The organism is Bacillus kalamii (assembly GCF_047238185.1).
In the GTDB taxonomy this organism is placed as follows: domain Bacteria; phylum Bacillota; class Bacilli; order Bacillales; family DSM-1321; genus Bacillus_AD.
In genome coordinates this window covers 1,168,847-1,183,839 of record NZ_JBDFMI010000001.1, presented here as the reverse complement: position 1 = coordinate 1,183,839, position 14,993 = coordinate 1,168,847, and the positions used below count along the sequence as shown (strand labels likewise).

Below are 14,993 nucleotides of genomic sequence, written 5' to 3'. Positions count from 1 at the left end.
TTACTTGATAGAATTATTACAAAAACACAAGCACTTACACTAAACTGGAGGTCCCCATGGAAATAGAGAGTAAGCTTTTCACTAAGCTTTATACTCAATAATCCCTTCTCCTACACATTCTCCTGCTTCAAAGCATCTATCATATTTTCCTTTTTCACTTTTGCGCTGGCATACAGCATTGTCGAACCGACAATCGCAAAGACCGCAACAATAGCGACTAGAAGGCTCATCCAAGGAAAATGGAAGCCATAGCTAAATTTGTTCAGCAACGCTTTATGGATCATGTACATGGCCGCAAAACTGATTGGAAGTCCATATATCAGCGACTTCATGCCGTAGAAGAGGCTTTCAAAATGAATCATTTTATTGAAGCTCTTCGGTGTCATTCCTATGGATTTTAGCATGGCAAATTCCCGCTTCCGGAGCGATATGCTAGTAGTAATGGAGTTCAATATATTCGCGATGGAAATCAACGACATCAACACAATAAAGCCATACGTAAATATAGAAACAAGGATCATCTTTTGTTCTTTTCCTTTTCTGTTTTGATACATATTGTATACATGAAGGTTCGTCACATTCATTTGTTCGATTTGCTGCTGTGTTTTCATCGGATCCTTGCTATTAATGTATAGGAATGCCTCTCGGTTATTGCCCGCCAGGCTATCGAATACCTGTTCAGAAACGATGATATTCAGCATTCCTCTTCCTGCTGGATTGATGCCCATCGGATGTTGGTCCGTCAATGCAGCAATCTTCACTTTTTCCTCTCTGTCTTGATTGCCGTTTGTAAATCGCAAGCCAATTTGTTGTCCCGCTTGCTTACGGATGGATTTTATTTTTGTATATTTGCCTGTGCGGTCGTCGCGATAACGGGTTGTATCAATAACGATGGCCGATGGATGTCCACGGTCTGCCAATTGCTTGTAGTGGACACCCGCCTTTTTGGCGAACTTGCACAGATTGGATGCATTCATCGAATGGATACTAATGTCGAATCGATATTTTCCTTCCTGAAGACTGCCGGAACCAAGCTTTGCTGAGCGGACCAACTCTTCGGCAACATCTTCAGTGCCAATCCATGCTTCGGCGCCCGCTACGTGAATCAGGCTTTCGGAAGTCACACCATCGAGGGCAGCAATCGATTTAGCCGCCTTCCCGTTTAATTCCGTACCTTCCTCAGCCGCCACCTGGATATCATAGTTCAATTCCTCCTGGGAAAGACCGAATGAATTTCTGACATTGGTGGAAAAAAATGAAACCGTCATAAAGAGAAATACGCTGAGAGTAATAGAAAAGACGGTTATATGGTATCTTTTCTTATTCCTTTTCATATTTTTCAACGCTATATCGGCTTCCAATCCAAACAGTCTGCTAATCCATTTGGGTGTTTTCACTGTTTTACCCGTTAGCTTGATGTCCGTATTTTGCCTGATTGCTTCTATAGCGGTCACCTTCGATGCTTTAATGGCAGGCAGATACGTTGAAACAAAAATGGTTACAACGGAAACGGCACAAGCGATGAAGAGAGATAACGGTGTAACAATCACCTCTAGCTTTTCCTCAACCCCGAAGACATCCCCCCTCATGGCATTCAAGTAATGGAAGGTAACGGCTATCCCCAGCACTCCACAAACTATACCGATAGGAATCGAAATCACGCTAATGATGAAGCCCTCGAAAAACACTGAATTCCGCTTTTGCCTTTTGGTTGCCCCTACACTCGCAAGCATGCCTAAATGGCGGAACCGCTCCGAAACGGAAATCGCAAATGCATTATAAATCAATGAGACAGAACCAACCATAATAACTGTAATCAAGATAGCCGCTAAGGAAACAATTGTTTTTTGCAAGCCGCCTTCCATAAGTGAGCCTTCGTATTGCAGCAAAGGGCTGTTATATTGTAAGGAGTCAATGTTATTTTTTCTGGCCAAATCCTCGGCGTGGGCGACTTGAGCCTCGTTTACATTATTCCACAGTACAGATGCATTCACGTGCTCGTTACCCTGCAGCATGGATTCGTCAACATAGCCAAGGACTGTATATCCAGGTGCCCATCCCGGTTCCCATGAAGGGCGTTTGATTATACCGACCACCCGATACGATTTCTTTTCTTTGTTTATGAACGTTTCCTCCACTTTTCCGTGAAGCTTCTTCAAAGGTTCCTCCTGTTCAAGCGGCTGTTTATTCCCGTTCATATACCGGTTTCCTATAAAGACCGTTAACTCCTCTCCAATCCTATAATGTACCTTGCCGTCCGAAGCGATTGAATCCGAGATGGCGACTTCATCCGCCGACTTCGGCAAGCGGCCTGAACGCAATTCAATCGGAAAATGCTTAAAACCTTGTAGATTATACGCCTTAATAAACAAATACGGTTTATTTTTATTGTGTCCGCCTTTTAAAGGAGCATATCCTATATCTTTTGATATCACGGTGGCTTGAGTTCCTTGATCATCTTTGATGGCGGCAACCTGGCCTTTATCCACATTCTTGTATTGGACGTGCCACTCCCCTTCCATCGCTATCGTTTGCCTCTTCATCACGTCAAAAAAGGAATATCCCAGCGTCGCCACCGCAGCCAGCATGGCTACCGAAATGATGGCGCCGATAATGGTCACGGACGTCCGCTTTCTGTTCTGAAGCAAATGGCGGATGGTCACTTTATTCATAACATTCACGGGCGGATCACCTCATCCTTGGCAATCCGTCCATCCTCAATGGCAATGATCCTGTCAGCCTGAAGTGCCAGTTGTTCATCGTGTGTGATGACAATCAAGGTCTGGCGGTAGGTTTTATTGAACAGTTTTAACAAATCCATGATTTCCCTGCTATTGCTGCTATCGAGGTTTCCGGTCGGCTCATCTGCCAGCAGAATGGCCGGGTGGTTGATCAAAGCTCTTCCGATGGAGACTCTCTGCTGCTGCCCGCCGGAAAGCTGGTTGGGCAGATGATTCAGGCGGTGCTCCAAATGCAGTGTCTTGATGATCTGGCTGAATTGGCCTTTATCGACCTTATGGCCGTCCAATAACAGGGGCAGCGTGATATTTTCCTCGACTGTCAGGACAGGTATCAAATTATAAAATTGATACACCAAACCGATCTGCCTTCTTCTGAAAATGGCCAGCTTTGTTTCATTGAGGCTATGAATGTCTGTCCGGTCAATAAGAATCCTTCCGCCCGAGGGCCGGTCGACTCCGCCCAGCATGTGAAGAAGCGTCGACTTCCCGGAACCGGACGGGCCGATGATGGCGATGAATTCTCCTTTTTGAACGGAAAAGGAAACATCATCAAGCGCTTTTACAGCATTATCCCCCTTACCATATGTCTTAGACAGATGTTCTACTCTAAGGATTTCCATTGCAATACCTCCATAAAATGTTCCGATAGTGCCAGTCTATCTGCCCAACATGACTTTTAAGTGACAGTGAACATGACAATTTAGTCACTTTCGCTTAAATGGCCTGTTTATAGAACTTAATCCGGAACTCTGTGCCGCTTCCGATGACGCTCGACACATCGATTACGCCGTTTTGCCGCGTGATGATGCTATAGGCCAAGGAAAGTCCGATGCCGATGCTTCCCTCCGCGGCATTCCTTCCTTTATGGAATCGCTTGAAGATATACGGAAGATCCTCTTTAGATATGCCTTCCCCCTTATCTTTAATAGCCAGTTCTGTATAAAGGGCATTTTCAGTAAAGCACACCTCGATTGTACCGCCTTCCCGAGTATGCTCCACACCGTTTTTTAATATGTTGACAATCGCTTCAGTCGTCCATTTGAAATCCCCATAAAAAGAAACCTTCTCCTCGCCTTTAACCAGAATATTCTGTCCCTTAATATCGATTGGAATCAATAATGGTTCTAATGCTTGCTGAATAAGCTTCTTCACTTCGATTGGTTCCCTTTTAAAATCAACTGCGCCGGCATCGAGTTTGGCCAGCTTCAGCAAAGAGGAAACAAGCCATTCCATCCGCTCAAGTTGAATCTGGATATGGCGGGTAAACTCCTTCCTTTTGCCAGCAGGCAGATCCGTTCCGCTCAATAAATCAGCCATCACCATCATCGATGTGAGCGGCGACTTCAGCTGATGGGAAATATCCGATATGGCATCTGTCAACTGGGTGTTGTCCTTCGTTACACTCAGCTCCCTCTCAGTCAGCATGAGCGTCAGTTTATAGATCTCATTCTTTAAAATACTAAGCTCGCCCTCCTCGTTATCACGAATGTCCAGCGAATAATCCCCGCCCTCTATCCGGTGCAGATAGCCGGTAAGCTTTTCAATATCACGGTATCTCCATCGCGTGCACATAAGGCTGATGCCAATAAGGATAAAAGAAGCAAAAACAAGCATAAGGGCAGCCGCGGGCCAAACAAAAGCGGCAGCTGCCGCCATAACCGCACTGCTGGAGACCATCAAAGCCAATTGGACACGTATCTCCCGGTTGCGCAGCATTCAATCACCCACCTTATAGCCTAATCCTCGTATCGTCTTAATCAATGTCGGATGCTGCGGATCATCCTCCAGCTTTTCACGCAATCTTTTAATATACACCGTCAATGTGTTGTCATTGACGAATTCCCCTGCCACATCCCATATCCGCTCCAATAGCTGGCTCCTTGAAAGGACCTGTCCAATGTGGCTGCCGAAAATGAGCAGCAATCGATATTCCAAAGCTGTCAAAGGAATATCGACTCCCTCTTTATAAACCTTGCCCTCCAACGTGTTGATGCGTATATTCCCGATTTCGATAAACGTCCTTGTATGCGGCAGCTTCTCATACCTCCGGAGGACCGATTTGATCCTTGAAAGCAGCTCCCTCACGCGAAACGGCTTCGTCATATAATCATCGGCACCCATATCAAGCCCCATCACCACATTCACCTCATCATCCACCACCGTCAAAAAAATGACCGGGATATCCTTACGCCCCTTCGCCAGCTTACACAATTCATAGCCGCTCCCGTCCGGCAGGGACAAATCGAGCAAGCATAAAGATAATTGGTCGATTCCCTCTGTAAGCACTTTCTTCGCAGAAGCCGCATCGTGGCAAAGGACAGTCGAATATTGTTCCTGCTGAAGAGAGAATTCAAGACCTGCAGCGATTGTTTTATCATCTTCCACTATTAAGATTTTCATATACTATTCATCCTAATCTCATATTCTTTCATTTCTTTCTTTACCAAAATATATCACAAAAGGAATATAAACCAAATGAAAGCAATTAAAGAGCCCTGAACAGGTTAGTTGTCCAGGGCATTAAAACACCATTAAACTACTATTATCAGTTAGGATACTCGCTTTCCATTCCCCTGATTTTCTCCAACAACTCCTCATTCACAGGTGTCGGCAACTCATGCTTTCTCCCTATTTCGACGACCGTTCCGGCAAATAGAGCCACCTCGCTGAATCTCTCTGCTTCAACGTCCTGTGCCATTGATGGCTTTCCGTTCGGGCTTAATGTACTTAACACGTATAACCAATATTCCAGGTCCTCCTCCGTCAGATAGACGCCTTCCTTTTCGGATAAAGCCATGACCTCCCTCATGGCGGCAATCATCGTATCCCGAGCTATCCCCTCCCTTTGCACCTCGCCATAATTGCTTTTATAGACCGCAGCAGTCTGATTGACACCGACATTAAGCATGAACTTGCCCCATTGGCGTCTGTACATATCGCGGTCCCATTCATGTGGAAGAAACTTTTCTTCAAAGAACGCCGCTACATCCTTCGCTTTTTGTGATGCTTCAGCAGGATTCTTGTCCCCGAAGCAAATCATCCCCATGTGGTCATACGTCAATCGATTCCCGACCTTTACCGCATCCATCCCCTGCGCCACGCTATACAACACCTTATCAAACCCAAAGGCTGCTCCGATCCTCTCCTCACTAGAAATGCCATTCAACAAAGAAAGGATGGCCGTATGTTCACCTACGTGGTTTTTTACTGCCCGGATTGCATCGTCCAACCCATTATCCTTAACGGCAAAAATGAGCAAGTCCGCCGGCTCGCACTTCTCCTCAGGCAACACATAGCGAAAGAAGCATTCTTCTCCGTTGCAATACACTTTATCCCGTTCATAACGTTCAATCCGTTTCCGGTCAGCTATGATTCTTACATCCTCTTTGTCCATTCTCTTCGATAAATGCTGCCCGAATAAGATTCCCAATGCACCTAGTCCTATGATCGATACCTTTTTGATGGCCATATGTATTACTCCCTTTATCTTTTAGAATGATTCTATCATAAAAACTGAATATTCTGTTTATGTTACGATCCTTAGTTAGTTGTAGGGACCCTATAGTTTAAAAAGCAAGGGCCATTTGAATAACACCATAATTACAAAGGCAGGCAGCCGGCAAATAAAGGCAATGCAAATTGAGCTATTGTTACCTTTTCTACTGAAGACATATGAGACAAACGTATTATTTTTGGCGTTTCCGTATACGTATAAAAGGGAGAGATCGAAGGAAAGTTCCTTTAAAGATTGCCAGAATCAATATAGTAGCTAAATCAAAGGAAGTAAGATAAATGAATAGGGTTGAAAAAAGATCCTGTACTCTTATCTCAACAAGAGATTCATCTAGAAATAGATATTATTTTTTTAAAGGGGAGAGAATTATAAAAGACCTTATCATCAACGGCTATGCAATACCTGTATTTATAATGATCATTTCTATAGTTTATACAAGTTACGTCTTCGCCTTTAGGACCGCTGACAATATCGAAGATTTAATTCTTGAAGAATCACCAAGAACCAAACGCAGAGTTAACCGTTACAGAAAAAAATGGTTCCACCCAATTAAACTAGTATTTAGAGGCTTTTTACTGCTTTTCTGTATCGGTCTGTTTATTGTTTCGATAGCAATGCTATGGGAGGCTATAAAAGTAACTCCGAGTATTATCCATGGAGATTCTGAATTTACTAGCGGACCGTGTTCGATTGAATATTACGAAGAATCTAGAGGCGGAAGTGACTTGTACATCCACTTAAAAAACAAAGAAGAGCAATCCTTTGTCGTTCCGGCAAAAGATTGGAGCTACGGATCACTTAAAAAGGCATACTGTGAAGTAGAATATTATGGTGATTCCGATTTTGATACGCATTATCGTATATTCGATAAGAAAGATGGGAAGCTGCTACAAAAGTACTGATATCGTCCAACCAAACCCTAACACGATAAAAAGCCCCTTTTCACTTAACAAGTGCCGTTTACTACGGTACATAGCGTTAAGTAAAAGGAGGTTTTTAATTTTTTGTAGACGACTCCATGTTCAATCCACAGGAAACATGATGGTAAGTATTGGTTTCTATTACTTCATATATCTCACAGTGGAGGTAAGATGATGGTTATAAAGGCGAGGACAAATGATTAATTAAGGTCTGATATTTTATTGCCCGTTATGATTTCAACCAGTTCTGCCGACCTCTTCTTATCCAATTGAATATACTCACTATCACCTCTTACAAGTTCAACTTGATCTTTGTTTGGGATAATCCAAAGTTCATAAACGATTGCTTTAGCTGCTATACCGGGATTCTTATATTGAAAGATAAACCGGTAGTCAGCTGGCCGTGCCATATCTACTTTTCTATGTTCCCATTCGCTCTTGTGCAATATGTCTTTCACCTTTTGAACTTCATCCTTATTAGTGATGTCATTGAAATCTTCGTATTCATTGCCAATACGCTTTTGAACGTTTATATATTGTTCTTCTTTATCTGACGAGTTGGAACAGCCTGCTATAAATATGGACATAATCACAAAGATAGCAGTTAAAGACATTATACTTTTCAGGATGGTCGCCTCCTATCAATAAGTAATCCTTTGTCATTTAGAAACACTTACAACTCCCTTTTTATAACAATACGTATGAAAAAGCAACCAGCTTTTGGTAGCCAAAATAAAAATCCCCTCCAAGCTTCATTATTTTTGAATGTTTGCTTGGAGGGGGTACTCTCACATTATTTCCTCTTCAATTTCATAATCCCACTCTCTGGGATTTCCGGACGATGATAGATGATAATCGCTTTGCTGAAGCGGTTCATATAGTCCGTGTCATGTGATTTCGGTGTCAGCACAATCATCTTTCTTCCTAGCTCTTGGACGTAGAGATCGAAGACCTTCACTTTCCTTCCTTCATCCAGTGCACTATCGAATTCGTCCAATACGATAAAACTTGGATTTGTTTGGATGGTTTGAAGAAGGGCAAGGGCGTAAAGGAGGGATACGAGTGATTTCTCGCCGCCCGATAGGCCGACACCGTGCTTGCCTCCCCTGGCCTTGACGCTGACGTCTTCCATCGCCATTTTATGTCCGAATTTCTTGGCGCGCAAATAAAGGTAATAATGCATGTTCCCTCTTTTTCCTTCGTGCAGGTCCCATTCCAGCTCGCCATCGAATCCGAATTGATCCATATAGGTGACAAAATGTTTGTTGATCAATAATACTTTCCCTTGGATACTCGTGTCCAAATCGTCGCGGAGAAGCTCCATCCGTTCACTATGCTTATGCAATAACGTTTCTGATTCCTTCACTTCTTCACTTGTCAGGTCATACTCCGTTTTCATTTTTTCATAGTTTTCCGGAGCGTATAGATCGATATCTTTTTCATTCAGCGCATTGTGGAAGGTGATGCTGCCGATTTCCCGGTTGTGGATGGCTTCCGGTTTTGAATATGTTTCTTGCTCCTTCATCTGTTCTTCTTTCACTTTATTGGGAGCGGTCTGTTCGAGTTTCAGAAGCTCTTCATTGTACCGGAAATAGGCATTTTGTTCTGTTTCTTTTTCTTTCCGCAGATTGCCTTTCTCTTTCTGCAGCCCTTCCATGTTCCGTGCGATATCTTCCATTTCCAGCTTCATTCTTTTTGCTTGCTTATCAATGGCATCATATTCATCGATTACCGAATCGTATTCTTCGTTTCTGGCATCTTCCAGCCTTTTTTGCTCTTTGATGCTCTTCGACAAATCGTCCAAACTCTTTTGCAGCATCTCCAATTGCTGGACCTTATCTTTCACACTGGCGAATTTCAGCCATATTTGTTTATAAGCGTTATAAAGTTTCATCGTCGCTTCAGATGCCGAAAGCTCGGCTGTCCATTCCTTCAGTTGTTCCCCGAGCTCCTTTTTGTGTTCTGTTTGTTCCATGATATGCTGTTCCAGCTCATTCAACCGCGTTTTACGCAGCAGCCGATGTTTTTCCTCCGCCCGGAACGCTTCTGCTTCCTTCACGTCACCGATGATATTGCGGAGATGGAGAGCTTGTTTCTCATTGGCTGCCAACGATTGCCGGACGGCGGACTGGCGCTCTTTCATAGCGGCAATCATTGTTGCAAGCTGCTCAAGGCGATTCGCCACCGCTTGTTCGGATAAAATATACCGGTTCTGCTCCTGTGGGCCGCGCACCCCTTTTTCATCCACGACCTTTCCATCCCTCAGGCGGACAGAAGCATTTTCCATGAAGAAAGAACGGATCCACCATAGCGCCTTAACGGCAAAAGGCTCGATGCCATCCGGCAAGTCATCCCGGACGGCGAGATGATGCTCAGGCAATCCCGTCCTGTATCCTTCCGGGACGATGGATGAAAGCGGCACATAATACAAATCATTGGGCGGGATGAATTCACGATCGTCCACAAACATCGTATATTTCAAGCTGTCGAACGCTTCTTCATCCGCCAAATTGGCTTTAGCATCCAATTTAATCAATTCACGCAGGGCGAAAGCGCGTATGCCCTTTTGCTTGAAATATCGCTTGGCTTCACGCTGCCTAGGGCTGTACATTTCGTTTTGCTGTAATTCTTTTTGCTCCGCTTCCGCCCCTTCAATATTCCGCTCTAATTCCCTCGATTCGTCTTTTTCATCCGCTATCATTCGGTCAAGCTGCTTGATCTGCTCGTCTACGCGATAGCTGCTCCCATACAACGCTAACAGTTGGTTCACTTGCTTTTCTTGATCAAGATCCTTATTTTCCGCATATTCCAGCCTCATTTTTTCATCCTTGGCTTCCTGGATGGCCGCCTCGGTGTTTCCGATTCGCTCTTCTTGGCTTGAGATGGCTGGACGCAATCTTTGCGTTTCTTCCTCTTGCTCCATAAGCACATGATCCACCGTTTCCTCACTCGGGATTTGGCTGACTTCCTGCCGGACATCCTCGAGTTCTTCCTCAAGTCTGGTGAATTCACTTTTCGTTTCATCATAGTGGTCCCGCAACGAAATGAGTTTTTTCTGGACGCTATGCAATTCGTCTTCCAGCAAGTTTCGCTTTTGGTCCAATTCCTGTAACTGTCCTATGAGTTTTTCTTTGCTTTCCGCAACTGATGCCAATTGGTCATTGGCTTCCTCATAGCGCTCATCAAGCAGAGCTTCGCGGTCGGTAAGCCGTTCGATCTCTTCCTGGCCCAGTTGGATCAATACAGATAAGGCGTGATAATACTGGACAAATCCTTCCTTCAAGCGTTTTTGATTATCCAGATACCGATCGAGCTTGCCCTTTTGGATTGATAATTGGAATTTCCTCCGGCTCTGTTGATCTTTGGCTTCCTTCAATGCTTCTTCCGCTTCCCGGACAAGCTCCTTGCTTTCTTCCCAGTTCTTCTGGATCTGATCGATGCCATGCATTTCGCTGAAAATGCGGAACCGCTCTTCCGGGGCCATTTCGGAAAACTGGTTCACTTCATTTTGGTACCAAATCAAGTAATAGTAATCCGGGTCGATGTGGTATTTCTGCTGGAGGAGCCGTTTGTAGGCCGGGAAATTATTCGCCCTGTCCCCGGATTTATACGTGGCGACCGTTTCCCACTTGTCAGGCTCATCGCCTTCCTTGATCTGGTATTCACGGGCGATGATCTGCTGTGCCGCCTGTTCCATATGAAGCTCGAACTGGACATAGGCCGGAGCATCCACCTTGATTTCCCCGGCGTTCTTGAAGAGGAATGAGATGGATGCTTTCCACACCTGGTCGTCATCCAGATTGGCGGAACGCAAGCCGGACAGATTCACCTTGCTGGAATATAGGACAGCTCCCATGCAAAAGGAAAGAGTCGACTTCCCCACACCATTCGGGCCGAAGATGCCGACATGCTCCCCTTCGCCGGATAAATCGATCGTCGTCGGCCGGAAATCACGGATACCGGCGATATTAAGTCTCCATGGAATCATCATCCAATCTCCTTTCCATGTTATAGCGCTTATAGAACTTAAGGACATCGTCCATATTCAATTGCGTGGACTGGCTAAATTCAGTGAACCGGCGCAGGAAGGAATCGGAAAACATATGCTTGCCGATCGCCGTCAATTGGTAGGCTTCCTCGGTCGAAGCCGCATCATATAATTCGATGGCACCGATCTTCAGCAGCACATCCAGATGATTATGCACTTTGCGGTTGGCCTGGAATGTCTCATGGCCGAAAGCCTCCAGCAGCTTCTCGAACAAGGTGAAAGGATGCTGCATCACCTCTTGTTCGTAAAAAATATACATAAGGATCGCCATCGCTTCCTTCGACAGGACACCACGCGCTTGCCTTGCATTCACCCTCATCAACACGACCACCTGGTCCCTTTGCTCGTCATAAATGCATTGGAAATAACGGCTGATCGCTTGATTCACCCGTGAGAGGAAGGACAAAAAGGCCTTGTCGTCACGCTCGATGCCCAGCTGCTTTTGCGGCAAGCCGAAGTTATCGCGGCGCACACGGGCAGACGAAGAAAAGAGGATATTCATAAATGTCAGTTCTTCTTGCTTGCTCAACACACTCGGCAATAACGCCAAGGATGCGAGCGGGTTAACGTTTTGGCTGTCTTGATCGTATTGATTTTCTTCCATGGCGATCGCCCTCCATCCATTCCCAGTCTGTGTCTTTTTTCATTGATGCTGCCTCTTTCTCTTTCCCGAACTCGGCTCTTTCATTGGAAACGAGCGCCGCTACGCCGAGCAGCGACTGGATGACGTCGCCCCATTCCCCGTCGCCGATTTCGAACAGCATCTCATCCACTTGCGATTCGTCCACTTCATGCAGATAAGACTCGATATGCTCAGTGGGAATCTGTTCTTTCGTCAATTGCCACTGGCTTTCTTCCATCACTTTCGCAATTTCCTCATCGCTCAATTCATCGGGTTCCTCGTATGCGACTTCTTCCACTTCATCTATATCAGCCGTTGCAGGTTCATAATGCTCGATGAAATCGATACCCTCATTGATATCCTCCGCCGTCAAAGGCGCCGCAAACTTCACAGGCATCCAGAGTCCGTCCATCGCTTCGTCCTCATACTGGCCCTGTTCCATGAAACTCAGGACCTGCAGGGCATCGGGATCATCGTCATAGTGATTATTGTAGCTTTTGATGATATAGCTGCGCACCAGCTCGGGGCGGATCATCCTGCTTTGTTCGGTTTGCTGCAGATTGGTGAATTTGATGATTTTATTAATGGTGCCGAGGCTGATCTTGACGCCTTCCGACATCGTGAAGACACCGCGCTGGATCACATTGGCCAAAGGCAGGCTCTCTTCAAATGTCTCAAAGGCCTCTATCCGCTCCTTCATCTTCATTTCGAGATCTTCCATCAACGTATTGATCAGCTGCACCTGCTGCAAGGCATGGCGATTGGAGAGGAATTCAAGCTCCCTCTCTTTCAACAGCCCGACTGCTTCCTCGACATTCCGGATCATGCTCGCCAGCATATTGCCTCCGGAAATCCCTTTGTCATCATACGCTTCGCTCAATTCCGCATCCCGCTTCGCCTGAAATAAGGAGCGGGTAATATCATCATGCAAGTGATAGGCCAGGGAATCATTCGCCAAGCGGATCAGCAGGTCCAAAAGCCGCTTGCCGAGGGAGCGCATCCGGATATTCGAAGGCGTCTTCATGAGCCAATTATATTTCATCAGGATAAAGACAAGCCGTTTGACATCATCAAGCGTCATATCCTCATCCTCTCCGTAAACATTGCGGTATCGGTAATACAGGGACTTCTCATTCTCAAGCTCGCCCTTCGCTAATCCAAGCGCCTCTTCCTGAAGGATATGCAGCAGCCTGAGCACCTTCAGCAGCTTAACCGGCGAACGGTAATAATCCTCATCGCTCAGATCCTTGAGGACACCCGCCAGCTTCACAATATCGCGCATCGCCTCATGAAGCTCGCTTGACGACGTGCTCTCTTTAAATATGCTAATCAGTTTTGAATCCACGTCCGCCATTCATCTCCTCCCCCCAGCTCTTCTTCTTGTTCGCTCTGCCGCAGCCGGATGTACGCCTCCATGGTTTCTGTATACGAGTTGAATTCCGTTACGATCCGGTCCTTGCCCGGCACGATCCACTTCCAGGCAAGCGCCTGTCCTGTTGAATTGATTGTCTCGTAAATGCTTTTGGCAATCTGTACGCCGGCCTCATCGTAATCCGTCCAAACCAGCACGGTTTGTACCGAAGGGCCATTGGACAATTCGCTGATGAAACGTTTGACGGCGCTCCTCAACTGGCCATCCACAGCGACCATGAGGCTATTTGTTTCTTTTAAAAAATCCTTTTCCGAAGCGAAACGGGTAAGGATTCCCCTGTTCTCCACTAGCCAGAGATTATGTGCATCTGTACTGAACGAATCGACAAACACTTCCTGGTCCGTCACCGAATGAATACATCCGTGCTGGAAAGAACTCATGCTACCTTGCATGCTTCCGCTGAAGGATATATGGGCGATGCTCCCGAAACTCTGCAATCCGGCCACCGATACCGGCGGGAAGCCTCGTTCTTCAAACATCTGCAGGAAATCATGCTTATAGGGATCGAATTGTTTCGAACCGCCAATGATCCCATAATACCTCGCTCCGATTTCTTTCCAATCAAACCGTTCTTGCGTTTTGATGATATGCAAATACGCGACGGCAAAGTGAAGGAACTGTATTTGCTTGTTCCAACGCCATCTATACAGGCTACCTTCCTTCTTGGAAGATTCCCCTTTCAGGTATGCCAGCAGCTCTTCAAACATCTCCTCAAGCATGGTGATATATTCGGTGCGGCCGGATATCGTTCCTGTATAAGGGATTCTACTAATCTCGGCATATCGCTCCTCCACTGCCTGTATTTCCGTATCCTTACTAGCTTTTTGCTCTTCCCTTTGCTGCTGCATATATGTATAAAGCGGCAATCCCATCACATAGGTTTGCGATTTGACGCTTTTTTCATCGCTTTCAAAGTCAAGCAGCTTCATCACTAACCCTTTTTCCAGATAGTGATCACCTTGCCCGGAAGGCAATTGCTTCTTCACACCCGGCCCTGTAAATAGCTTGCTTAACTGCTGGTATTCTTCACTTTCCGCCTTGTTTATGGTTTGAACCAACAACATGCGCGTCCTTTTTCTCCGTTTCGCCGTCCTCTTCACGATCGGCACTTCCCATAGGCCTTCCCACAATGCCGTTAATTGATATTCATCAATCGCTTCATTAGCCCTTAGATAATTGGCTTTAATATAGTTTCTATAATTCTGGTCCAACATGTATGGCCCACTCCTGTCCAAGCTATCTATACTTCCGATTATACATTAAGGGAAGGAGGATGTTTATGGAATACTATTAATCATAACGTGAAATATTTCACGATTAAAAGAAGGATATCATTGTACTTTCACTTTTCCTTTAAACACCACTTTAAAAAGAATTGATGGATAAGTTTTCACTGATTCTTCATTTTGTATGTTGATCATTAGATTTTCTCGGCTCAACGTTATGTATATATCATTATCTTATTTTTCCAATGAAACAATTTTTTCAAAAGACTAGCATAGTTTTTGAAACAGTTTTCCAAAACTATACAACAACTAACATTCACCTATTTAAATAATATGAAAAATATATAAAAATACAAGATTATAGGTTACTCTTATTAATGGAATTAAATAAAATAGAGGGAGAAGAAGTGAAATGAAAAACATAAGACGAATCATCATCGGTGTAATTCTTTTGATAATGTTACTCATGGGCCTAGTTGTTCCAATCTCT

The 14,993-nt window shown here is 45.0% G+C and carries 11 protein-coding genes; 1 reads left to right on the top strand and 10 read right to left on the bottom strand.

The features are described from left to right. Window positions 1-110 precede the first annotated feature (110 nt). From ABC357_RS05940 to ABC357_RS05920, 5 genes are all read right to left on the bottom strand, one after another. Window positions 111-2,681: an FtsX-like permease family protein gene (locus ABC357_RS05940; RefSeq protein WP_412886618.1), complete on the bottom strand. Its 2,571-nt coding sequence runs from the start codon at window positions 2,679-2,681 to the stop codon at window positions 111-113. After that, complete coding sequence (locus tag ABC357_RS05935; protein WP_412886617.1) at window positions 2,678-3,361, bottom strand: ABC transporter ATP-binding protein; 684 nt, start codon at window positions 3,359-3,361, stop codon at window positions 2,678-2,680. The genes ABC357_RS05940 and ABC357_RS05935 overlap by 4 nt, the downstream gene beginning before the upstream one ends. A 94-nt stretch (window positions 3,362-3,455) precedes the next feature. After that, entirely contained in the window at window positions 3,456-4,457 is a 1,002-nt protein-coding gene (locus tag ABC357_RS05930; RefSeq protein WP_412886616.1) for a sensor histidine kinase, read from the bottom strand. Then, entirely contained in the window at window positions 4,458-5,141 is a 684-nt protein-coding gene (locus tag ABC357_RS05925) for a response regulator transcription factor (RefSeq protein ID WP_412886615.1), read from the bottom strand. A 145-nt stretch (window positions 5,142-5,286) separates the two neighbouring features. Continuing rightward, a complete protein-coding gene (locus tag ABC357_RS05920) occupies window positions 5,287-6,210 on the bottom strand; it encodes a ketopantoate reductase family protein (RefSeq protein WP_412886614.1) in 924 nt (307 codons plus the stop codon). Between the two features lie 323 nt (window positions 6,211-6,533). Between ABC357_RS05920 and ABC357_RS05915 the strand changes: the two genes are divergently transcribed. Further along, the gene (locus ABC357_RS05915; RefSeq protein ID WP_412886613.1) at window positions 6,534-7,157 is read left to right on the top strand and encodes a hypothetical protein; all 624 of its coding nucleotides are present in this window, start codon (window positions 6,534-6,536) and stop codon (window positions 7,155-7,157) included. A gap of 218 nt (window positions 7,158-7,375) precedes the next feature. Here ABC357_RS05915 and ABC357_RS05910 read toward each other — a convergent pair whose 3' ends face one another. From ABC357_RS05910 to ABC357_RS05890, 5 genes are all read right to left on the bottom strand, one after another. Beyond that, entirely contained in the window at window positions 7,376-7,789 is a 414-nt protein-coding gene (locus tag ABC357_RS05910; RefSeq protein ID WP_412886612.1) for a YhfM domain-containing protein, read from the bottom strand. Between the two features lie 179 nt (window positions 7,790-7,968). Next, window positions 7,969-11,163 (bottom strand): AAA family ATPase, encoded by a 3,195-nt coding sequence (locus tag ABC357_RS05905; RefSeq protein ID WP_412886611.1) that lies wholly within the window; start codon window positions 11,161-11,163, stop codon window positions 7,969-7,971. Continuing rightward, the gene (locus ABC357_RS05900; protein WP_412886610.1) at window positions 11,144-11,827 is read right to left on the bottom strand and encodes a hypothetical protein; all 684 of its coding nucleotides are present in this window, start codon (window positions 11,825-11,827) and stop codon (window positions 11,144-11,146) included. Before ABC357_RS05900 ends, ABC357_RS05905 begins: the two co-directional genes overlap by 20 nt. Next, window positions 11,787-13,199, bottom strand: coding sequence for a hypothetical protein (locus tag ABC357_RS05895; protein ID WP_412886609.1), 1,413 nt, complete (start codon window positions 13,197-13,199; stop codon window positions 11,787-11,789). The genes ABC357_RS05900 and ABC357_RS05895 overlap by 41 nt, the downstream gene beginning before the upstream one ends. Further along, window positions 13,175-14,491 carry a DUF2399 domain-containing protein gene (locus ABC357_RS05890; protein WP_412886608.1) on the bottom strand — a complete coding sequence of 439 codons (1,317 nt, stop codon included), beginning with the start codon at window positions 14,489-14,491 and terminating at the stop codon, window positions 13,175-13,177. Before ABC357_RS05890 ends, ABC357_RS05895 begins: the two co-directional genes overlap by 25 nt. Window positions 14,492-14,993 lie beyond the last annotated feature (502 nt).